This window comes from uncultured Shewanella sp., from assembly GCF_947495455.1.
In the GTDB taxonomy this organism is placed as follows: domain Bacteria; phylum Pseudomonadota; class Gammaproteobacteria; order Enterobacterales; family Shewanellaceae; genus Shewanella.
The window spans coordinates 1-24245 of the sequence record NZ_CANLZC010000050.1; the positions used below are offsets into that span (position 1 = coordinate 1).

A 24245-nucleotide genomic window follows, 5' to 3' on the forward strand; every position below is an offset into this window, starting at 1 on the left:
GTCGTGAGTGACAAAACTGGTTACCCAGTGGAGATGCTCAACCTTGAAATGGACATGGAAGCCGACTTAGGCATAGACTCCATTAAACGCGTGGAGATCCTCGCCTCAGTGCAAGATAAACTGCCAGAACTGCCTGAGCTCAATCCCGATGATTTAAGTGAATGCCGAACCTTAGGTGAAATTGTCAGTTACTTAAATCGCTGTGTTCATAAAAGTGTTCATAACAATGCTCAAAAAAATGCTCAACATGATGACCTTGATGCAGTAGAAGCCTCCTCGCTTGGCACAGATTTTCATGTCACCACTCATGCCACTACCCAGCTTCCTCCTCATAATGAGGTCATCCTAAAAAAGCAACCAGCGGCAGCTAAGCCCTCTACATCAGATCATGCTGCCGCATACGGTAACAATCCGTGTATTATCATCATTGATGATGGTCATAATGCTGGCGTGCTCGCCGAAAAAGTGAAAAAAGAAGGATTAAATGCCGCTGTCATCACCTTGCCATCAGGTTACCCTCAGTCGCCTTTAAATGCTGAAGTGACCCATTTTCAAATACAAGCATTCGATGAATCCAATATCAAAAACGTTATAAAACAGATATTAAATGACGTAGGTACGATTGCAGGCTATATCCACCTACAGCCAAGTGCCCCCTCAAATAAAGGTGATAAAGCCCACTCAGTGGATTTAAATGATGCAAGCTTACTGCATATTCAACATGCGCTTTTATGGGCAAAATTACTGCAGCCTCATCTTGCAATTGAGAAAAGTCATGTTGAAAAAAACAGTCTAAATGAATACGGCCATCGCCGGAGTTTTATCACTGTTAGTCGTATCGATGGCGGATTTGGCTATTTAAGTCCAAAACACATACAAAATGCCGAATTAAATCAAGGAGCATTAGCCGGTCTCACTAAAACATTAAGTCATGAATGGCCTTTAACAGCCTGTAAAGCATTGGACATTTGTCCAGATTTAGATGCCAGTGCCTTAAGCAAGGCCATCATTAACGAAATGTTTAATCCCAATAAAGACGACATTGAAATTGGGATCAATGCCCAAGGACGATATCAACTTGTACCAACCCAAGCCTTGAAAGACTCAAGTCAAGAAGCAGAGACTCACATAACGCAAGCGAATCGCCACCAAAAAGTGGATAATAGGGATAAAATTCTGGTCACTGGAGGCGCAAAAGGTGTCACTTTACAATGTGCATTGGCCTTGGCAAAGTCAACTCAAGCGCACTTTATTCTTGCTGGTCGCAGTCAACACTTAAGCCTTGAACAACGTCCCGAATGGGCAAAAAACAAAACCTCAGATGAACTAAAAGCGGCAGCGGTTAACCATGAAATGGCACAAAACCGCACTCCCACGCCTAAGCAAATCGAGCAGTTAATTTGGCCCATTCAAAGCAGCTTGTTGATCGATGATGCATTAGCCGCCTTTGAGCAAGTTGGCGCCAGTGCCGAATACTTGTCGATGGATATTAGCGATAAAGCATCGGTAAGCGAACACTTAGAAAATATAACCGCCCTCACGGATATTACAGGTCTAATCCACGGCGCGGGTGTCCTCGCAGACAAACACATTCAGCATAAAACCCTCGATGAGTTTAACCGTGTCTACAACACTAAAGTCACTGGATTACAGTCACTTTTAGAGGTGCTGGATGTCAGTAAACTGAAATTAATCGCGCTATTTTCGTCTGCCGCAGGCTTTTACGGTAATGCCGGACAAAGCGATTATGCCATGGCCAATGAAATTTTAAATAAAGCCGCATTGCAATTGCATCACTCTCATCCACATATGAAAGTCATGAGCTTTAACTGGGGACCATGGAACGGCGGTATGGTCAATCCAGCCCTAAAGAAAATGTTTATCGAACGCGGCGTTTATGTCATACCCATTGATGCAGGCGCTCAGCTTTTTAATGATGTACTACTCAATGACAATATGAGCCGTCCCGATGCCGTGCAGTTGCTTGTTGGCAGTTCAATGCAAGGAAGCACACAGGAAGAAAACGAGACATCAAAACAAGTTGAGAGTACTGCTGCAAAAAAGCCTAATGCGAGTGATGTGGATCAATCACAGCACTCGCCTGCCCCTATGGCTTCAATTTTTAATGGCAATGAAAAGCTGACTTTCACACAAGTATTAAACCTTGCTGACATTCCCTTTATTGAAGATCATTGCATTGCGGGCAAACCTGTTTTGCCCACAGTGTGTGCTATTCAATGGATGAAACAAATCACCCTTAGCTTATTCAAGCAAAATGCTACAAGCATAAAGCTTGAGAGCAATGTGCAGATTGTGGTTAAAGATTATAAATTACTTAAAGGGATTATTTTTGATGAAAGCTGCAAAACGCTGGAACTCACATTAACGCCTAACCAGTTAACAAGAAGCACGCAAAATGAACTCAAGGCCATCATACATTGTGATGGACTCCCTCAATATAGTGCAGATTTACAAATACAAGCGTTATCGCCTGAGCATAAAAACAGTGGTACTTCCAATGAAGCCATGAATACACTTGACGCTGATCTTAGCCAGTTTACTGCTATAACGGGTAATAGCTTATATCACAATGCCAGTTTATTTCATGGGCCTCGTTTTCAAGGCATAAAGCAAATCACCTATTTTGATGATAACGGCTTAATCGCAGAGTGTATTTTACCTAATGTGGTAAATGAGGAATGCGGTGTCTTTAGGCCCAGTTTACACCAAGGGGAGAGCCAGCCCTTTGCAGAAGATTGCTTGTTACAAGCCATGCTCGTCTGGGCAAGGCTAAAATATGGTGCCGCTAGTCTGCCCTCCAGTATTGGCAAATTTTTAACTTACTCACCTTTAATGCCTAACGAGGTTGGCTCTATCCACCTTGAGATCATTAAAAGTACTAAACGAACATTAGTGGCCAATGTCGTGCTTTATCATCAAAATGGGCAAGTCAGTGCCGAAATGCAATCAGCAAAAATTACCATAAGCAAAAGTTTGAATGCCGCCTTTAATGCCCATTCGAACACTGTACTGACCAAGTTCAGCGATGAGCCAAGCCATAATGAGCCAGACCAAAATGTTAGCGCATAATCCGCTCAATATGGCGAGCCTTCTAGCGCAAACAAATGGAAGCGACATGCCACTGCGCATTGCGCTCTTCGTTCTACCTAATGCTCCTACTCTCAAACAAGCATTAGCTAAGATAGGCCTGTCCTATCTTATGCTTGAGGCTAAATTTACCATCATAGATCTTCCCCTCACCTGCTTTGAGGGGGACTTACAACTAGCCATAGAAAGCTTGCAACGCAATGAATTAATTGATGATATCGCTCAATCGAGAAAAAATGTCTGTGTACAAATCAAAAGTCATACTCACCGTTTACTGATGCTCCCAGCACTTCAAGCGGCAAAATTAAAGTGGTCATCCCACGCCATATTATCCAGTCTGCAATGTGCATCATCAACACAAGCCCCACTGGAGAAACAAATACCCGCTCTATTACAACATAACGCCTTATTACAAGCCAAAGTCATGCATCGCCAAAAGGAGATAAAACACCACACTATCTTTACCCAAAATGCCGATAATAAATTTGCTAAACTCCTTGAGCTTATCAATCAACTCATGTACCGCACCTACAAGAATAACCATCATGAGTCCTTTTGGTTTTCAGAGCCCTTTAAAGGCCGTGTCGCAACCCTTAACTTTCGGCCTTCTGAAAAACCATTCCACTCAAAACCAGTTGAGAATACAATAAATAGTGGAATAGCAGTCAATGAATCAATGTCGAGCATAGTCTTGTCTCAAGGCAGCAAGTTAGCGGACGCTAAACCTTTGCTACACAGTAACAGACTCTTTTTTATTGTGACAGGAGACAATCAGGCCCAACTTAGGCAGTCATTAGTTCAGCTTGAAACAAAGCTTCGCAGTAAAAGTGATGATGTGACCTTGATAATGCAGCGAAACTTGATTGATTTTACCCATAGACAAGAGGCCACTCATCACACTAAAGAAGCGATTATTGGGCCAAAAGAATCGACATTAACCTTAGTGATACAAGCCCGATCTTTGTTCGAATTATTCCAAGAAATAACCTGCATGCTATCAAGATTGGCCAATCAATCAGATGAGAAAAAGCCTTATCATACACCTGCAGGCAGTGTGTTTTTTCCAAAGCCTCAGGGAGAGGAAGGACTGACTTTTGTCTACCCTGGAGTCGGAACCGTTTACCCTGATATGTTCAATGCACTTTACGCTTACTTTCCTCAACGGTTTGCACAACTTGAACAAGAAGGGCATTTAAGCGCTATGTTACAAGCGGATAAAATTTATTCCGCCTACCAAAGCACCACTAACAATAAAGAAGTCACAGACACAAGCCATAAGCTCGATGAGATGTCATTAGCGGAATTGGCAATTGCAGGAGTGGGGACCAGTTACTTATTCACTCAATTACTCAGCCGCTCCTTTAAACTAACACCTCGCTTTGCACTGGGTTATTCCATGGGTGAAGCCGCTATGTGGGCAAGTTTAGGCGTCTGGCAAGCACCTCATCGATTAATCGATAAAACATTAAATGATCCCCTCTTTACCTCTATGGTTTCAGGAAGATTAAGCACAGTAAAACAAGCATGGCAGCAAACAGAGTCTATTCATTGGAATAGTTTTCTAGTAAGGGCCAGTGTTGATGACATTAACACTCTTTTACCTCAATACCCTCGCGCTTACTTAGCCATTATTCAAGGAGATACTTGTATCATTTCAGGATGTGAAACCCAATGTAAAGCCTTATTAAGCGCATTAAATAAACGAGGCATTGCCACCAATCTCGTTACGGCTATGCATACTTCCCCCGCCATGAATGTTCATAGCGATCTTGTTCAGTTTTATCACCAAAACATCAAACAAGAAAATGATACCCTTAACATAAAAACACAATTTATTACCGCCGCAGAGCCACAGGCTTTTAGCTTTCAACAAAGAGGCAATACCAAAGCCATTACAGCTAACAGAATTGCACACGCGTTAGCGGATAACTTTTGTCAGCCCTTAAACTTTCCGGCTTTAATTGAAAAAGCACAAAAAAAAGGTGCTAAGCTCTTTATTGAAATAGGTGCAGACAGGCAAAACACCACATTAATCAATAAAATATTTAAACAACATCCTGATGGACAGCAAGAATATCATGCCATGGCGATCAACACCAAAGGTGGCAATTGCATTAGCGATTTACTCAAAGTCATAGCGCAACTTATCAGCCAAAACGTGCCAGTATCCTTGGACCCTTTATTAATGAGTTTTGAGCAAAAAAGTCCCCCGTCTTTTCCCGCTATGACACACACATTATTTGACAAAGGAGATGTTAATGTCTTCTCATAAGCCTTCAATGAAAAACAAACATGCAATCGCCATAGTAGGACTAGCCGCACTCTACCCCGATGCACACTCTCCACAAACCTTTTGGCAAAATCTAAAGCAAAAAAAAGATGCCAGAGGTCCGTTAACCACTCAAAAACTCAACGCTGAAATCAATGATTATCAGGGTCAGCAAGGGCAGGCCGATCGCTTCTATTGTGATAAAGGTGGCTATATTCAGAACTTTCATTTCGATCCTTCTGGTTACCATATTGCTGCCAAAGAATTAGTTCATCTCGATGATAGCTTAAAGTGGGCCTTACACACTTGTTCAAATGCGTTAAAAGATGCCAATATGGCCTTAAATGAAAGCGCATTAGCAAGAACGGGGATCATTATGGGCACTTTGTCTTTCCCCACTGGGCAATCCAACCATCAATTTTTGCCTCTATATCACAGCGTGGTTGAAAAAGCATTGCAAGCCACCTTATTCAACGACCCAAGTCATCCCCTTGATTTCATCTTGACGCCTTTTTCCTTAAACGAAGATCTCGCCTATCAGGCTCAGCAGCCCACTCGCTTTAAAGGACAAGATGGCAATATTGCTCATAACGCTTCTCACATAATCAGTGAGGCCCTGTCACTCAAAGGCCCCCAATTAAGTCTAGATGCAGCCTGTGCCAGCTCAGTGTATTCCTTAAAACTGGCTTGTGATTATTTACATACCCACAAGGCTGATACCATGTTAGCGGGGGCCGTTTCTGGCGCGGATCCCTTCTTTATCAATATGGGCTTTTCGATTTTTCATGCTTATCCTGAGCATGGATCGCCAAAAAATGAAATTTCAGCCCCTTTCGATACTAAAAGCCAAGGCTTGTTTGCCGGAGAAGGCGCGGGGGTAATCGTCCTTAAAAGGTTGAATGATGCGATCAGAGATGGTGATCACATCTACGGCCTCATCGACAGCATAGGCTTATCCAATGATGGTAAAGGAAAGTTTGTTCTAAGTCCTAACAGCAAAGGGCAAGTCAATGCCTTTGAGCGTGCCTATAACGCCAGCAGCATTAGCCCTTCGCAAGTTGAAGTCATTGAGTGCCACGCCACAGGTACCCCTTTAGGTGATAAAGTGGAACTCACCTCCATGGAAGACTTTTTCATCGACAAACTCGATGGAAGTACCGCGCCACTGATTGGCTCTGCAAAATCCAACTTAGGCCACTTATTAACCGCAGCGGGAATGCCGGGGATCATGAAAATGATCTTTGCGATGAAAACAGGAAGCTTACCTCCAAGTATTAATATTGAATCCACCATTCAATCACCAAAAGGCTTGTTTGGTCAGCATAATATTCCCACTCAAGTCACCCCATGGCCAAGTAAGCAGAAGTCATCCACTCATCAACGCCATGCTGGCGTGTCTGTTTTTGGTTTTGGTGGCTGTAATGCTCACCTGATCTTAAGCAGTTATGAAAAAGAAAGTGACGTTTTAAACAGCCAACAGACAACAGACAACAGACAAGCCACCAGCGCAATATCAACTTATCCATCATTAGCCATTACGGGGATCGCGGCGCATTTTGGCCCATTTAACGACATTCACGCGTTCAACCAAGCCATTGAAAAGAATAAGCATGCTTTTATTGAGTTACCGAAACAACGCTGGAAAGGTATCGATAAACACTTAGATATTTTACAACAATTTGGCTTATCGTCAGCGCCCAAAGGGGCCTATATTGATCAGTTTGATTTAGACTTTTTACGCTTTAAACTGCCTCCAAATGACGATGACAGACTCATCCCTCAGCAGTTACTCTTAATGAAAGTCGCCGATGAAGCCATCATGGATGCCAAGTTAACCGCTGGGCAAAATGTTGCCGTGCTGGTGGCCATGGAAACCGAACTTGAGCTTCACCAATTTAGAGGTCGTGTCAACTTACACAGTCAACTTGCCCAAAGCCTTAAAGCCCATGGGATCGCGTTAACAGAAGAAGAATATCAAACATTAGAATCCATCACTATGGACAGTGTCCTTGATGCGGCAAAACTCAATCAATACACGAGTTTTATTGGCAATATTATGGCTTCACGTATTGCGGCACTTTGGAATTTTAGTGGCCCAGCTTTTACCATTTCAGCTGCAGAACAATCGGTTAATCGCTGTATTGATGTGGCTCAAAACCTCATGGCAGTCAATCATATTGACGACCCACTCAAGCAAGATCCTTTGCAAGCTGTTGTCATCGCTGCAGTAGACTTATCCGGAAGCATTGAGCAAGTCATGAGCAAAAGCCGTTTACAAAAAGTGGCGCAGGATCCGAATGACACCCTTGCGATGTTTAATAAAGAATGGGCAATCGGAGAAGGCGCGGGAGCCATAGTGCTTAAGCCTGAAAACCCTATGTCAAATCATCATGACAGTTATGCATCCATTGACGACATCAGCTTTAATGCTCAGCCAAGCGCCCTCTCATTGAACGACATCAACATACTAGAAACCAATATTGCTCCCAGCTTAAACGCCACTGAGCTTGTCGATGCGGCCCACCAACTTCGCATAAACTATCCACAGGCTGAACATACTCAAGCCAGTCATAGGATCGGCCACAGTTTTGCCGCATCAGGCATGGGCAGTTTGCTTCATGCACTGTTAACACTCAATAAAAGCAATAAATTAACAAAGGAACCTTTGAGGGAAAAAAGCGCCCTCGTTGCGACCTTGATGGATAAGCAAAGTGCACAAATACTGTTAAAGCAAAATAAAGCACAACAAACTGTATTAATGCAAAAGCTAACCCACCACAACAAAACAACGGCTTCAGCATCAAGCCTTCCCCATGCAAACAAGCCCACAATGCAAGTCATTAAACAGGTGATTTTAGGCGGTCGAGATATCTACCAACATATTGCCACAATTCCAGCGTCTCTTAAAAACAGTATTAAAAACAAAATTGATAAAAGAGACAAAGAGAATAGTCAACATAACGTCACTGATGCCATAACTTATGTTTCGCCGTCTACGGCCACCACATCGATACTGGACAATTCACAGCAAAACACCATGAAAAAAACCTCAACATCTGCAGCACAAGCTCAAATTCAGGCTCAAGTTCAGGCTCAAGGTCAACAGCAGCAAGAAAAGTCTGAATCCCATTTAATTCAGCTGCAAAATAATCAGACACTGGCTCAACAAGCCCACAATGCCTTTTTAGAAAGTCGCCGCACAGGATTAAAAGTCGCTGACGCTTTATTAAGATCCCAATTTAAAGCACAGTCAAACACGGCACAAGCCAATATTCAACATACTGAGCCTTTGACAATCGAGCCTTCAACAGCTGTGTCCCCAACAACTACAACTGAGCTCTCAAACTCTGACATAGCCAATGCTGAAGTTTCAAGCACAGAAAAAATCAATGCCAAAACAGTGAGCTATGTTCCACCTGTGCCCGAACGTAAACCTTGTATTTGGGATTACCACGACTTAGTGGAATATGCAGAAGGTGACATTGGTAACGTCTTTGGACCAGAGTATGTAATAATCGATCAATACTCACGCCGAGTCCGCCTTCCCACAACGGATTATTTACTGGTCTCTCGCGTTACTAAAATTGATGCCCAAATCAATCAATATCGTCCATCAAGCATGACCACTGAATACGATATTCCAAAGGATGCCCCCTATTTAGTGGATGGACAAATCCCATGGGCCGTTGCGGTAGAATCAGGCCAATGTGATTTGATGTTAATCAGCTATTTAGGCATTGATTTTGAAAATAAAGGTCAGCGCGTCTACCGTTTACTCGATTGTACCCTCACCTTTTTAGGAGACTTACCCCGCGGCGGTGACACCTTAAGGTACGATATTAGCATTAATCACTTTGCTCGCAATGGTGACACCTTATTATTCTTTTTCTCTTATCGCTGTTATGTCAATGACACACTGATTTTAAAAATGGATAACGGTTGTGCCGGTTTTTTTACCGATGCAGAGCTCAGTGAGGGGAAAGGGGTGATCCGCACCGATGCGGAATTAAAAGCCAGACAAAACGCATTAAATGGGCCTAAGCCGCATTTTTCTCCTTTGCTCGATTGCCCACAAACCCAATTTGACTATCAAGCCATTCGTCACTTATTAACCGCCAATTTAGCAGGCTGTTTTGGGGATCATTACGCTCAAGACAAACAACAAAAATCATTATGCTTTGCCTCCGAGAAGTTCTTAATGATCGAAACCGTGAGCCATGTTGATCATAAAGGAGGCGCTTGGGGATTAGGCACCCTTGAAGGACATAAGCAATTATCTCCTGAGCACTGGTATTTCCCCTGCCATTTTAAGGACGATCCCGTCATGGCAGGTTCATTAATGGCTGAAGGCTGTGGCCAATTACTGCAATTTTATATGTTATATCTTGGCATGCACACCCACACTCGAAATGGCCGTTTTCAGCCATTAGAAAATGCCGCTCAGCAAGTGCGTTGCCGAGGTCAAGTCTTACCTCAGACAGCGATATTAACTTACAAAATGGAAGTCACTGAAATAGGGTTGAGTCCGTATCCCTACGCCAAGGCAAATATCGACATTCTACTGGACGGTAAAGTTGTTGTGGATTTCCAACATTTAGGCGTCATGATAAAAGAAGAAAGTGAGTGCACACTTTATGGTAAACCCACAACAAAAAAAGGAAGTTTAGTTGATACACCGCCGTCAAAGGTTTTACCAAAAACCAATCCTAATGCACCTTTAATGCAGAAAAAATCCAATATGGATGCCAGTCTTAATAAAGGTGTACGCCCTTTAATCCATGTTCCAGCACCAATAATCAAAGACTACCCGAATCGACAACCCGATACTCTTCCCTTTACGCCATTTCATTTATTTGAATTTGCCACAGGTGACATAGAGCAATGTTTCGGCCCTGATTTTGCTATTTATCGCGGCCTGATCCCACCACGAACGCCCTGCGGTGACTTACAGCTCACTACCCGTGTCATCGACGTCAAAGGCACTCGAGGCGAATTAAATAAACCCGCCTCCTGTATCGCCGAATACGAGGTCCCCGAAGACGCTTGGTATTTTAGCCAAAATAGCCATCAAGCTAACATGCCTTATGCGATTTTAATGGAGATAGCACTGCAGCCTAACGGGTTTATTTCAGGTTATATGGGCACAACTTTAGGTTTTTCGGGAGAAGAACTCTTTTTTAGAAATCTAGATGGAAAAGGCCAACTGTTAAGAAAAGTCGATTTAAGAGGCAAAACCATAGTTAATGATTCTCGATTACTTTCAACGGTTATCGCTGGCAGTAACATCATTCAAAGTTTTACTTTTGAACTCAGTTGCGACAATCAAGCCTTTTATGTGGGTGAAGCCGTCTTTGGTTACTTTAAAGCCTCAGCGCTCAAAGATCAGCTTGGGCTGGATAAAGGGCAAACTACACTTCCTTGGCATGTCACTCATCAAGTAAAGGCCGATCACCACATTGATTTACAGAGCGCAGGGTTAACACTTAGCCCCTATTTTATCGCGCCTAAAGCGCAACCTCACTATAAACTCGCTGGCGGACAACTGAATTTCATCGACAAAGTCGACATCGTTGAAAAAGGTGGAAGCCATGGTTTAGGCTACTTGTATGCCCAGCGCACCATCAATCCCAGTGATTGGTTTTTCCAATTTCATTTTCATCAAGATCCCGTTATGCCCGGCTCTTTAGGCGTGCAAGCGATTATCGAACTAATGCAAACCTATGCGATTAATCAAGGCTTAGGTAAAGCTTTTGCCAATCCAAAATTTGAACAAATACTCTCCAATATTCAATGGAAGTATCGCGGACAAATTAATCCATTGAATAAACAAATGTCTCTTGATGTTCACATTACCGCTATTGAAAAAACAGCAAGTAAAATCACTATTATAGGCAATGCCAATCTCAGTAAAGATGGGCTGCGCATTTATGAAGTCACCGATATAGCAATTGGAGTCGTTGAAGCCTAATGCAAACAATACTAAGCCAGAATCACAACAGTAAAATCACTATTAACAGGGTGAAAATTCAATGAACTCAAGCATAAAAAATGAATCCTTAAGCCCTTGGCCATGGCAAGTTAATATGTCAACAGTCGCCTTTGATCTCAATAGCCTAGCCAATCAACTTAAAGACTTTAGTCAGTGCTGTTATCTGGTTAGTCACAATGATAAAGGACTCGGGATCAGTCAAGAGGCTACTCTTGTCGATCCAAACTTACTTGGAACGACACAAGCATCCTCACTCAACAAAGCGAATGCAACGCAGCCGCATAACCCAAATGTGCTTCCCGTTAGCGCTTTTGCTCCCGCATTAGGCACTCAAAGTTTAGGTGATAGTCACTTCAGACGCGTTCATGGGGTGAAATATGCCTATTATGCTGGTGCAATGGCCAATGGGATCTCCTCGGAAGAGCTGGTTATTGCACTTGGAAAAGCGGGGATTTTATGCTCCTTTGGCGCTGCAGGGTTAATCCCTTCAAGAGTTGAAGCGGCGATTCACCGTATTCAAGCGGCACTGCCTCAAGGCCCTTACGCTTTTAATCTCATTCATAGCCCAAGTGAACCCGCCTTAGAGCGCGGCTCAGTCGAGCTTTTTTTAAAGCATAAAGTCCGCACCATTGAAGCTTCGGCCTTTTTAGGGCTAACACCGCACATTGTTTACTATCGCGCAGCGGGCTTAAGCCGCGATGCTCAAGGACAAATTCACATTGCCAATAAAGTCATTGCCAAGGTGAGCCGCACTGAAGTGGCCACTCACTTTATGCGACCAGCTCCCATCAAAATATTGCAAAAACTCCAAGATGAAGGGTTGATCAGCTACGAGCAAGTACAACTCGCTCAGCAAGTGCCCATGGCCGATGACATCACAGCAGAAGCTGACTCTGGTGGCCACACAGATAATCGTCCTTTAGTAACCTTATTGCCCACATTATTAGCTCTAAAAGAGAGTATTCAACAAGAGCATCAATACCCCACACCATTACGTGTCGGAGCAGGTGGTGGCATTGGCACACCCGATGCGGCGCTGGCTGCCTTTAATATGGGCGCGGCTTATATCGTCACAGGCTCAGTGAACCAAGCATGTGTTGAAGCAGGTGCTAGCGAGCACACGCGAAAACTACTCTCAACTACCGAAATGGCCGATGTCACTATGGCTCCCGCGGCCGACATGTTTGAAATGGGCGTAAAACTGCAAGTGGTTAAGCGTGGAACCTTATTTCCCATGCGTGCCAATAAACTTTATGACATTTACACCCGTTTCGACTCCATCGATGCCATTCCTGTTGATGAGCGAGAAAAACTTGAACAGCAAGTATTTCGCGCCAGCCTAGAAACTATTTGGCAAAGTACCGTTGCCCATTTTAATGAGCGTGATCCGAAACAAATTGAGCGTGCGCTTAATCACCCTAAACGTAAAATGGCGCTGATTTTTAGATGGTATCTGGGCCTTTCCAGCCGTTGGTCTAATCTAGGTGAAGCGGGCCGTGAAATGGATTACCAAATATGGGCAGGACCTGCACTTGGGGCCTTTAACCAATGGGCTCAAGGCAGCTATTTAGCCGATTATCAACAACGTCATGCTGTGGATATTGCCAAACATATTCTATATGGCGCCGCTTATTTAAATCGAATTAATTTTATTACTTCACAAGGAATAAAGCTTCCAGAAGCATTACAACGCTGGAAACCGACTCAAAAAATGGGTTAAAAACGTTCCTCATTTCAAAATACGACCTTTTGAAATGGGAGCGAGTACAGTTTATCGTCAATCATCTATTGAGCAAATGAACGCGTATTTGCTCAATTCTCCCTTCTCTATTCTCCCTTCTCTATTCTCCCTTCTCTATTCTCCCTTCTCCTTTTTCCTCATTTGACTTAGGTCGTCTTTACGCAAGAAATCAACAAAACTTAAAATATACATTAATCACATTTAATTAATAAAAGTAAAATCTATGTCTTTTTTGAAACATGCAAGCCTTGCTTTGCTAATCGCCTTTAATCACTCTTCAGTATTCGCGAGCCAAGAAGCCAGTGAATTTAATATCAAGCTCACTGATTATTCAGCAGGCATAAATAATGACCTGTGTGCTAATGCCCAAGTTAACACTCAGCACCATTGTTTTCACACAATTAGATTACCGACGCCATTGGCTCAAGTCATTACCGAGCAAACGTCAAGAAAAAGTCCTATTCCTGCCAATGATTGGTTAACCCTCAATGAGCTACTTGATTTCACACAAAGCTATCATTTAATGGAACCTATCTGGTTTGACAAACTCAACGCAGCTTATGGACTAAATAGAGGCTTTAATGATCACCGTTTTGAAGAAACCATCACCCAAAACAAACTTTCTGACGCAAGAAACACGGTTAATTTATATCAGCAACAACTAGAGTCGCAGCATATGATGTCGGCTTATATGAGCGCTTTTCATATTGAACAGACACTGCAGGCATTAAAAACAGATTTTATGTACTCAAGCCCCCTTCCTAAGCATGATGCCATTGCCGCTATTAATGAACTGGAACAACAGCTTAATATACTTAAAATCAATACAGATCTTATGGCTTACGATGAAATCAATGCGCCAATTTGGGTCGAACAGTTAAACCTAAGGTTGAGTCATTTTAGCAATGCAGTGAATAATTTGCCTGACAATCAATTATTAATCCAACAAGCTGTCATGGCATTAAATGCAGCCTATCCTCTCAACATGCATGTTAACAAAGAGCAACTCACCTTTGATGCCATTTTACTGCACGATGTCTCCCCTCATCCTATTCCTGCTGCAACCTTACTCGATGATCTCAATATTGCATTAACCCAACTTGAACAAGCGTTAGCAAAACAATGGCTCACTTATTTTAGTCAAAGCCTTCCCGCACCAACATCCAATGTGCAAATATCACTAACGTTAGATGATACCGATAACAAGTCAAGTGCAACACCAGATAAAACACAATTAATTGATGATTTTATTAGTGTTTTTAAGAAAACATACACGACTCGCGTTACTCCAACAAGTAGCCAGTAACAAGTAACAAGTAGCAAGTAGCATCAAAGTGAGAAATGCTCTCGCTTTGATGTTAATCAAAATACATAAGAAACATTAAGATAGGCTGAAAGCACAGCTCATTTATTATAAGGGGCGTTTAGATAAGATACTGAATATTAAAATGATATCATTAATACTAAATAGTGAGTTCTCTCAAATATCATTTAGTTTGACACTTTGCTAATTAAAATTTGGTGAGCAACTTTTTCTTTAAGTTGACTTTCGTCAAGTTCATATTCCTCTCGATCACTAGGGTAATATGAATCAGCAAGGCAAAAAATACTAGAAAGGCATTCGCTGAGCCTATCTTCATCCTCAAGTAAGATGTGACTTGAGCATTCGAATTTCCACAGTTCCATATACGCGTTAGCGAAATCATCGGCTGAAAGTCTTTCGTTAACAAAAGATTCAGCCAAAGCGAGTAATGTTCTACTCATCTTAATATTCCTTTCTTCATATTCCTCTCATCTTAATATTCCTTTCTTCATATTCCTCTCGTCTTATAATAAAGCTATTGAGGTGAACCTTTAGCTATAACCCCATAATAAATTCACCAAATTGGCTTAATGCTACCAAACTCATTCAATTTATAAAGCAGGGATATAACAAATGAAAGTCAGCACACATGAAATGATCAGAAAGAATAAAATCAAAGCCTTTTTATCACCTCTCTATTATTCTATTCCAATTGCAATCTCTACCTCAGAATCGCTTTTATAACACTCAAAATCTGTCTTATAAAGGCGCACATGCTCGCAGTCATAAGCATTAAAATAACGCCATACTTCTCCCCATAACTGAGTAATTGTTTGAGGCATTTTACCTTTGGCCGAAAAGATTAAATATTTACCTGCTTCTATCTTCACACTTTCATGGGAGTATTCGGTTAAACTTAACACTGTTTGCAATGTCTCTAGGTTAAGATCATCCGTACTCACCACAAGATCAAACTCTCCGCTCACATCGGATTCATACGCGGTATAAGCCCCATATAAATGAGTGCTAGTTGATAATAACGAACCACAAATACGATAAAACTCATCCCACAAAGGCGCAATCTTGGCTGTTTTAGGTGTCAACTCTAGGACATTCTTTGTCCTGACTTTCAGCCCAACTAAATTAAACCCATCAATATACTCAATTCTCATCATCTGACCTTATCTGCTATCTTGCTGATCTATTATGTAATAGTAGATGAAAGATAAAATATGTTACAAATGCTATAATAAAGCGGTTAATAGATATTGGGGAAAATCATGGATACTACGCCAGCGATACTCACTCACCTATTCGATCAACTCGGCCTAAAGAGCAGCGATAAAGAAATAGAAGGTTTTATTGAATCCCACAGACTCGATGATAACATTCGTTTATATCAAGCCGACTTTTGGACTTTGAGCCAAAAACACTTTTTACAAGAAGCCTTGGAAGAAGATGCACTATGGTCAGTCGCCACCGACTGCTTAGACACTTTACTGCGTAAAAATCACGCATAAGGTTAATGTGCCTTTAAAGTCAGTCTATACTCAATTTTTTGAGGTAATAGAGGCGTATTATCATTATGAATATACTCTTCATAACCTGATCGGTAGAAGACAGACAACGGATGAGCAGACTGGCCTCCAGGTAAGGTTAAAATTGCCCGCTCTTCCAATCCAGGCTGCACAATAAAACGTTCAGATGCACCAAAATGTGGTCTTTGAACCGCCGGCATATAGTTATCACCCGCCCCCTTAACACTGGGCATATCGAGCAAGGGACTTAATATAGGATATAGACGACTAAAAGGATGTTGAATATGCAAGCGGTTTACTTTACCCCATGCTAAATCAGACCATTGATTATTTTCACTGTATTGGCTAAACAATGCATGCTTTAAATTTTTATATACCAGAAGACTTAATTGCTCCCAAGTTTGACCTTTTGCTAACCAAGATTGAGGTTTCACGGTTAATAACTGCCAGGCACTCGGTTCTAAATAGCGCTTGATCACATTCAAGTTTTGACCATAAGGAATGAGTTTATTTTCAATAGGAAAAAAGAGTTGTCTCAATAATGCCTCTCTAAAGCGGCTAACCAATGTATAGCCTACCGAGTCATCACAAGCACATGCCTGCCAAGTTTTGATAAACTTAATATCGTGTTTAAATTCCATTGGGTGCTCATTGAGTACATTAAGTAATAACTTTTGCCATGGAATAAGAAAATGCGCTTGATTATCCAGTTGTATTTGATAAAAATCTTCTTCATCAAACAGCTCAGATGATATGAGTCGATTGTAAATTTGCACATTGCGAGCCCCAAGCGCATACCCACCATCACCTAAACGCTTATCATCTGCAACAGATACCGCTCTCGCATTGGCTGTCCATAATCGCCCTAAAGTCGGGTTGATCCTTTGTGGCAAGTTATTATCATCTTGCCGCCATAAATCAGATTGATAGTCTGCTGCAGGCATCGCAGTATTATAGGGATTACGCCGAGAAGGAAATGCGCCCGTAGGTTGCCATGCTATTCCACCTTTGTCATCCACAACCAACATATTTTGGATCGGAATTTCAATGCTGGAAGCCAACTCCATAGCCTCTTTGACACTGACAGTGCTTTCTAACTCTATCACTTTGAGATTAGCGGCATAATCTTGATGAGCAACCCAAGATAAAGCATACTTCTTGGTGAGGTGTGAATTTACCCTAGCCTGTTGTGGAGCATTTTGATTAAGCAAGACATCGGTTGACATAACGGGGCCAAAAGGAGACATTTCAAATAAATACTCAACATCCTCACCCTTTCGCACTTTAATGATCTCAGTTTGCTGAGTTATTGGCGTATTTTCAGATAACGCAACCCAATCAGCAGTATCTAAATAAGCATTAGTAAAACCCCAAGCAATATGACCGTTGCTCCCCATAATCACCGCTGGAGTACCGGGTAATGACACGCCTGTCACTTGAACAACCTGCTTAGTCATCTCATCAGGATAATTTAATTGAACTCGATACCAAATAATCGGCACATCCAAAGACAAATGCATATCACTGGATAACATACTTTGCCCTGTTTGAGTTAAGTCGCCACTCACAGCCCAGTTATTACTTCCTTTTTGGAATAACTCATTTGAAATATTAGGTTGCGATAGAGAGGAGTATGAAACAGAATGAGGCGCTAGAACAGGAATGTCAGGATAAGTAACAGGTATACGACTTAAATCAAGTGCTGCTTGAAATTGGCTAGGTTGAATTAAAAAGTTCACCATATCTTGGCCGAAATGCTGCTTGATAAGTGTTAACACTAAATCTCTTGTTATCGTTTTCGATTGTAAGTCAAGATACATATTAAAAATGACTAATAAACTATCAGCCATTGTCCAAGGTTGTGGCATTGCCCTTAATAATAAATATTCAAAACTAGGCATAATTTGTTGCTCTAAAGCAGCATTAACACCTTGAGTATAGTGAAGTAAAATACTTCTTTCTTCACTTGAAAGCCGAGATAAAATGGCCTGAGATCTTATTCTAAACTGATGAAAACGATGTTTTTTATCCCACTCAATAACATGAGAGCCTAAAAGTTCAGATAGCTCGCCCGCCGCATTTCTTCTCAATAAATCCATTTGAAAAAAACGATCTTGAGCATGAGAAAAACCCAAAGCATAAGAGAGATCTAAACGATTGCTTGCACTGATCACCGCCGTACCCAAACGATCCCTTTCTAGAGTGACATTCTCATTCAACCCCGATTGAATGATATCCCCTTCTAATTGAGGTAAGCTGAGTCGTAAACTGCCATAAATCATTATGAAGATAACAAACAGCGCAAAAAAACAATAAAAAATAATATATTTCAGTCTTTTCATCGCCGTTCCTTAGGATAAAATTGAAATGAAAAAATTAGCTCATTGATTAAAAAGTCCCATTGCACTCGCCGTCATCGCTCTCACACCAGTATGAATAGTCTCAGGATAATCCGGCGCAAATTGACTAGAGTGCAAAGAAGGCAATACTTCCTCGTTAGCCAGACTGTTAGCATATTTGCCTTTATTCACTGCACCTAACCAAAAAAGAGAAATAGGTCTGTTTTCTTTCGTTTTTCCATAAAGGCCAAAGTCCTCTCCCGCCATAACAGCTGGCAATGTCATCACATTATCAGCCCCCAACTCCTCTTCTATGCTTAATCTAATCTGAGCGGTTAATGCGGGATCGTTATAAGTAGAAGGGATCCGTTCGCCTTCGTGTACGATAAACTCAGGCATCAAATCTTGTGGTACCCCCGCACTGATAGCAATTCCGTTCACCATACGTTTTAATGCATTAATTTGTTGCAATCTCACTTGAGGCTCATAAGAACGTAAGGTTAACGCTAACTGCACTTCATTAGGAATGATATTGTGTTTAGTACCGCCTTGAATCGCACCAACAGTAATAACATTTGGCTCTAAAGGCGAAATTTCTCTACTACCAATGGTTTGCAATGCTAAAACCATTCTCGAAGCAAGCACGATAGGATCAATCGTTTCATGGGGATAAGCACCATGCCCACCGACCCCTTTAATCTTAATATCCACCGAATCAACATTGGCTAATGCATAACCTGAGGTTATTCCCACTTTCCCCGCAGGAAGTTCGGCATTCACATGTAAGGCCAAAATATAATCAGGCAAAGGAAAGTCATTAAATATTCCCTCTTTTAACATAGCTTTAGCCCCACCACCCACTTCTTCTGCAGGTTGAGCAAGTAAAATAAGCGTCCCTTGCCAATCATGCCTGTGTTTAATCAATTGTTCTGCCGTGCCTAATAAGCTCACCATATGAATATCATGCCCACAGGCATGCATCACGCCCACTTTATTATTATTCTTATCCAACTGCATCACCTTTGATGCATAAGGTTTTTGAGTTTGCTCTGTTATCGGTAATGCATCAAGATCGGTACGGATCAGTATTGTCGGTCCATCACCATTTTCATAAACGCCAACAACGCCGTGCCCCCCAATATCAGAAGTCACTTCCACTCCCATTTCAGCCATGGTTTTCGCCATCATTTTTGCTGTTTGCCGCTCTTGATAAGAAAGCTCAGGATACTGATGAAAGTGTAAATACCATTTCTCTAACTTTGGCATGGCACTATCAATGGATGAACTCAGGGCACTTTGCCCTAACTGATTATTTTGAGTGGATTGAGCATTCAAACTCGTACTGATGATTGCAGTAGAAATAAAAATAAAGAGTGCTTTAATAAACACGGGCATAAACATGGGCATAAACACGGCATTCCAGCGTCAAATCAACATGGATTGAAGCTAGCACACTCAATATGTTTATTAAATCCTCTTTATGTATGATTTTCAGACAAATTTAGGTATGTTGTTATACTTTTTCATAACGAAGAGGAACAGGAAAATACTGACAAAAACAGACGAGATGTGAAGTTAATCTATCATAGAGATCTTGGCGAGTATAAGGCAGCTCATCGAGATAAACACGGCTATCAAGTTCAGTGGGCATTAAGAAATTCGCTAATCGAGTCAGATCTTCATCAATACTTTTTTGTGTCTCATCATGATAAATCTGCTGCTCTGCCGCCACCCCCGACAAGAAAAAATCACGTAAGAAACCAATTAAATCATTAAAGCTATCATCCCAATTAAGATTACCATTATTCTGTGCTTCCCAAGCCAATAATTCAATGGCCCGCATTGCTTCCCCTTGCAACGAAGCCGCTGGGCCACTACTGGGCACTAAATTCTCCCAAAGCCATAATTCAACATCTTGGACACTACCAGATAAATTAATTAATTGCGGCGCAGTCATACTATTCTCTTATACTCTAAACTGGATTAAGGTATTTGCATATTAACACACTCAAAACAAGGCTTAGCTATGCTTAACTATAAGAGACAAGCTCATCTGTTTGCTTCGACTGCTGTTGATAAGAAAATGCAATCAATTCATCGGCGCGTTTAACCAACATATCTAATTGATTATCTGGCTCCACAGCTTGTGTCACACCAAAACTGGCAGAAATAGAAAACACATGTCCAGAATATTGCGTATCTAGAGCGCTTATAGCCATATGACAAGTATTGGCCAGCTTCCAAGCTTGAGTTTCATTGAAATCAGGTAAAAGGATCATAAACTCTTCTCCTCCCATACGCACAAAAATATCATTCTCGCGCAATAATGGTTTTATATTGCTAACAATTTTCTTTAATACCCAATCTCCAGTTCCATGTCCAAAACGATCATTAATGGCCTTAAAATCATCAATATCAAAACTCACTAAACTAAATGGCGTTTGTGCATTTCGAGCCTTTTGATACAATATTTTGCCAACATATTCACCGGCACTTCGATTATAAATGCCCGTTAATGGATCGGTTTGCGCTAATATTTGATAGCGAGTTTTTTGTTTCATACTCATTACTATCCATATTATTAAAAAGCTCATTCCCCCCACTAACAAGGTCATCCATAAACGCATTTGTGTTTGTTTACGCTCAGCCATTTCTTTGGTTATCAAATACTGTTTTTTTTCGCGATCCAACACATCCAATTGTTTCTGATTGTCTAATAACTGCAACTTGGCACTTTCCAAAACCGTTAACTGACCTTTAATCCTTTGCAATTCGGCTAATTTTGCCTTTTCATAGATCTGCCGATAATATAACGCTTGCTTGACTTCCCCTAAAAGCTCATGAATATCAGCTAATAACAAAGAAGCTTTAATTATTATCAAATCAATTTTGAGCGCTTTTGCCAACTGATAAGATCCCATAGCATATTGTTTTGCTTTAGTCAGCTGACCTTCACGCTTGGCAATATCAGCAAGAGAAGCATAAATAAAATCAAGTTCACTGGTATTATTCTCTTTCAACGCCATTTGATGTGCCGTTTCTATGGTCTTCTTGGCTAAGGACAAACGATCGTCTAACAAATAGACTTCAGTGAGTGCGCGTAAATTAATGGACATCGCCCCCGTATCTTTCGCCTGCTCACATTCATCAAAAGCCTGACGAAACAATTGCACCAGATGTGCCCGTTGAGTTAACCCATCCTTAAGCAGCTGCATCATTGCATTCGCATGAATGGTTGAAATATAACAACGGCGTATAGGTTTAGTGATCTGCTTCAAAGTGGCAAAAAGTTTATCCGTATATTGCCCCGCAGCCTCAAAACGCGTCATGCGTGAAAGCATTTCTACCATTAACATATACACATAAGCATCCGCATTGACATCATTGACTCGCACCAAAAAAGGCACAATTTGATTCAATACTTTAAGGGTATTTTCAACCTTATAGGAATCTGAATACACGCCCGCTAATAGGAGCAATAAATCAACATGCTGCTTAATAAAACGCTCAGAAGGAGGCACCTCAAGATAAGCTTGCAATAATTCTTCAGCAGCTTGCATATTACCTTTAATCGCCCAAGATTGGGCCTTTAATTGTACAAGCCGATATTGTAACGACAAAGGGAGACGTGACAAAAAAGGCAGTAAGTTATCCGTTTCTATCGCAACCCGTTCCAGCTCAGTTAAACGGATTTCCTCAAGCGCACTGATTTGCGCCTTAATCGCCGCCACATCCAGCGTTTGCTCAAAAGCCAGCTGTTCCCCATTTTGCTCTTCATTTGGTGCTTGCGCAGTAACAGCTTCAACAGAAGCTTCATTTGCAAGGCACAAAGGAAGAGAAATTTGCAATAAACATAAAACAATGAAAACAAAGGGGGTTATTCGTAATTTATTGATAGCAAACATAGTCTAATTTACTCATGTATAGCCAAGATTCTTAACCCATAAAAATTCAATAAGACTAGGCTTTAGCCAGTGCCCAAGCCACTTCATCTGTGACTTTGACATATTGTGTCGAAGCAGACTCAATCTTAATAAACGGGCTCTGAATAAACTGATCCTAAATGAACAGTCGAGCCAAAAAATGCCATTATGAGTGAGCCCTTTGTGAAAGGGGTCTAGGTTTAAAAGGTTTGCTCATACTTTTATCAGCCACCACCACTTTATTTCCCCCTTGCGCTTTACCTGAATACACCGCATTGTCAGCCCTTTGCAGCATAGGATCTAAACTTAAATCCGATCCCGTATTTTGTGTCACACCAAAACTGGCCGATAGAGTAAAGTCATGACCACTGTGATGGGTATCGATGCTTCCCAATGCCACTCTGCACTTCTCTGCCATCTCAATGGCTTTATTCTCAGCCGTAAAAGGCAGCAAAATAACGAACTCTTCTCCCCCCATACGAGCAAAAATATCCCCATCCCGCACAATGGATTTGATCACTTTCACGACTTTTTTCAACGCCCAGTCTCCCGTCGCATGGCCAAAATTATCATTAATGCTTTTAAATAAGTCTAAATCAAAGGCAATAACGCTAAAGTCCGCCTGCCTAGCACACACTTGCACAAAGCTGTTCTCACCAATATTTTGTCCCGCGCCGCGATTATAAATGCCCGTCAGCGCATCGGTTTGTGCAAGGCGCTTATAAGTACGTTTTTGTTTAACACTCACCGCCGCTAAGATCACTAAAAAAAACACCCCTCCCACAAGCAGAGTCACAAAGAGCAACATATTAGTGCGTTCACGCTCGGCGATTTGTTTATTGGCTAAATATAAATCTCGCTCTCGATTTAAAAAGCTCAGTTGACGCTCTTTTTCTAAAAAATCTAACTTTGAAGTTTCAAAGGCAATGATCAAACTCTGGGTTTCACCCAATACGGCAAAATAGTTCTCTTGGTATAATTTGCGATAGTTCAGCGCTTCAGTGGTTTCAGCTAGTTTTTCGCTGAGCACAGAGAGCGGTAAATAAATTTTTGCCAGCAATTCTTTATCTTTAAGCTCATTGGCCATAGTTAGCGCTTTTAACAATCTGGCTTTTCCTCGGATCAATTGCTGCTCTTGCATATCCACTTGGGCCAATAAAATCAGCGCCGAGGCCACATCATATTCGTAAGAGACTTCAAGGGATAAAGCTAGAGCACGCTCTAGCTTAACGCGGGCAACTATGAGTTCATTTTGCTCAATTAACAGCGCCGCTTGCCCTCTTAGTGCCACAGACATCATCATAGTTTCGTCGGCCTGCTGACATTCATAGAGCGCATCGGTATACAGCTTAAACAAGCTTGGCCACTCGGCTTGGTTTTTTCGATAAACATTATCCATGCTTTCTGCATAGATAGAAGAGGCAAAACACCTAAGGCGAGGTGATTGAACATTCTCTAACTTAGCGTATAAAATATGAGCATATTTCAGCGCCTCATCATACATTTTCATCAAACCAAACAACTCTATAGCTTGTCGGTACCCTAATACCTCCACTCTAGTATTTTCTACCTTAGATAAGGCGGGTAACAGCTGATGTAAAACCTGTAAAGCGTCTAAAAAACGATTATTAAAAGTATAAATATTAGCCAACAAGACTAATGCTTGAGTATGATACTTTAATAAGCTAATATCATTATCTAGTTGTAGTTTTTGTTGCAGTAAAGCAATAGCCTCATTGGCTTGTCCACTAAGGGTCAATGATTGCGCTTTTAATAGAGCGAATTGATATTGAAGTTCAGGGGAGACTCTTTCAACAACAGGGCTAATTTCGGCTATCCCAGTGGCGACTTTCTCAGGCGCTCTCGTTGCTAATCGCTCTAATTCAGCTATTCTCTCTTCAAATTGCGAAACCAATAAGCTATCTTCATCGGCAGCTAAAAAGCCTGAAAATATTAATACAAAAACAAAACACAGAAACTTTAACAACCAACCTAAGCTTAATCTTCTCAAGCAAAGCATTAAAATTTCCATGCT

Annotated in this window: 13 protein-coding genes; 6 read left to right on the forward strand and 7 right to left on the reverse strand. The window is 41.4% G+C overall.

Going from position 1 to position 24245, the window contains the following annotated elements; all coding sequences use genetic code 11:
* The 5 genes from Q0791_RS13730 to Q0791_RS13750 all read left to right on the forward strand — a co-directional run.
* On the forward strand, positions 1-3090 hold a 3090-nt coding region (locus Q0791_RS13730), incomplete at its 5' end, for an SDR family NAD(P)-dependent oxidoreductase (protein WP_299007280.1).
* Positions 3062-5380 (forward strand): PfaB family protein, encoded by a 2319-nt coding sequence (locus Q0791_RS13735; protein ID WP_299007283.1) that lies wholly within the window; start codon positions 3062-3064, stop codon positions 5378-5380. The genes Q0791_RS13730 and Q0791_RS13735, both read left to right, overlap by 29 nt.
* A complete protein-coding gene (locus Q0791_RS13740) occupies positions 5367-11345 on the forward strand; it encodes a beta-ketoacyl synthase N-terminal-like domain-containing protein (protein WP_299007286.1) in 5979 nt (1992 codons plus the stop codon). The genes Q0791_RS13735 and Q0791_RS13740 overlap by 14 nt, the downstream gene beginning before the upstream one ends.
* Before the next feature lie 61 nt (positions 11346-11406).
* Positions 11407-13086 carry a PfaD family polyunsaturated fatty acid/polyketide biosynthesis protein gene (locus Q0791_RS13745; RefSeq protein WP_299007289.1) on the forward strand — a complete coding sequence of 560 codons (1680 nt, stop codon included), beginning with the start codon at positions 11407-11409 and terminating at the stop codon, positions 13084-13086.
* A 244-nt stretch (positions 13087-13330) separates the two neighbouring features.
* Positions 13331-14413 carry a hypothetical protein gene (locus Q0791_RS13750; protein ID WP_299007292.1) on the forward strand — a complete coding sequence of 361 codons (1083 nt, stop codon included), beginning with the start codon at positions 13331-13333 and terminating at the stop codon, positions 14411-14413.
* 185 nt (positions 14414-14598) lie between these two features.
* On the opposite strand, the gene Q0791_RS13755 is transcribed toward Q0791_RS13750, so the two are convergent.
* Both Q0791_RS13755 and Q0791_RS13760 read right to left on the reverse strand, forming a co-directional pair.
* Entirely contained in the window at positions 14599-14871 is a 273-nt protein-coding gene (locus Q0791_RS13755) for a colicin immunity domain-containing protein (RefSeq protein WP_299007294.1), read from the reverse strand.
* A 237-nt stretch (positions 14872-15108) separates the two neighbouring features.
* Positions 15109-15585: a GyrI-like domain-containing protein gene (locus Q0791_RS13760; protein WP_299007299.1), complete on the reverse strand. Its 477-nt coding sequence runs from the start codon at positions 15583-15585 to the stop codon at positions 15109-15111.
* A gap of 105 nt (positions 15586-15690) precedes the next feature.
* On the opposite strand from Q0791_RS13760, the gene Q0791_RS13765 reads away from it, so the two are divergent.
* Positions 15691-15930 carry a DUF2789 family protein gene (locus tag Q0791_RS13765; protein WP_299007302.1) on the forward strand — a complete coding sequence of 80 codons (240 nt, stop codon included), beginning with the start codon at positions 15691-15693 and terminating at the stop codon, positions 15928-15930.
* Positions 15931-15932: 2 nt separating this feature from the next.
* Here the strand turns inward: Q0791_RS13765 and Q0791_RS13770 are convergent, their stop codons facing one another.
* From Q0791_RS13770 to Q0791_RS13790, 5 genes are all read right to left on the reverse strand, one after another.
* Entirely contained in the window at positions 15933-18290 is a 2358-nt protein-coding gene (locus tag Q0791_RS13770; RefSeq protein WP_299007305.1) for a penicillin acylase family protein, read from the reverse strand.
* A 39-nt stretch (positions 18291-18329) separates the two neighbouring features.
* Positions 18330-19694, reverse strand: coding sequence for a M20 family metallopeptidase (locus Q0791_RS13775; protein ID WP_299007308.1), 1365 nt, complete (start codon positions 19692-19694; stop codon positions 18330-18332).
* A gap of 106 nt (positions 19695-19800) precedes the next feature.
* Complete coding sequence (locus tag Q0791_RS13780; RefSeq protein ID WP_299007311.1) at positions 19801-20244, reverse strand: hypothetical protein; 444 nt, start codon at positions 20242-20244, stop codon at positions 19801-19803.
* 73 nt (positions 20245-20317) lie between these two features.
* A complete protein-coding gene (locus tag Q0791_RS13785; RefSeq protein ID WP_299007314.1) occupies positions 20318-22192 on the reverse strand; it encodes a diguanylate cyclase in 1875 nt (624 codons plus the stop codon).
* A gap of 184 nt (positions 22193-22376) precedes the next feature.
* Positions 22377-24242: a GGDEF domain-containing protein gene (locus Q0791_RS13790; RefSeq protein ID WP_299007317.1), complete on the reverse strand. Its 1866-nt coding sequence runs from the start codon at positions 24240-24242 to the stop codon at positions 22377-22379.
* Positions 24243-24245 lie beyond the last annotated feature (3 nt).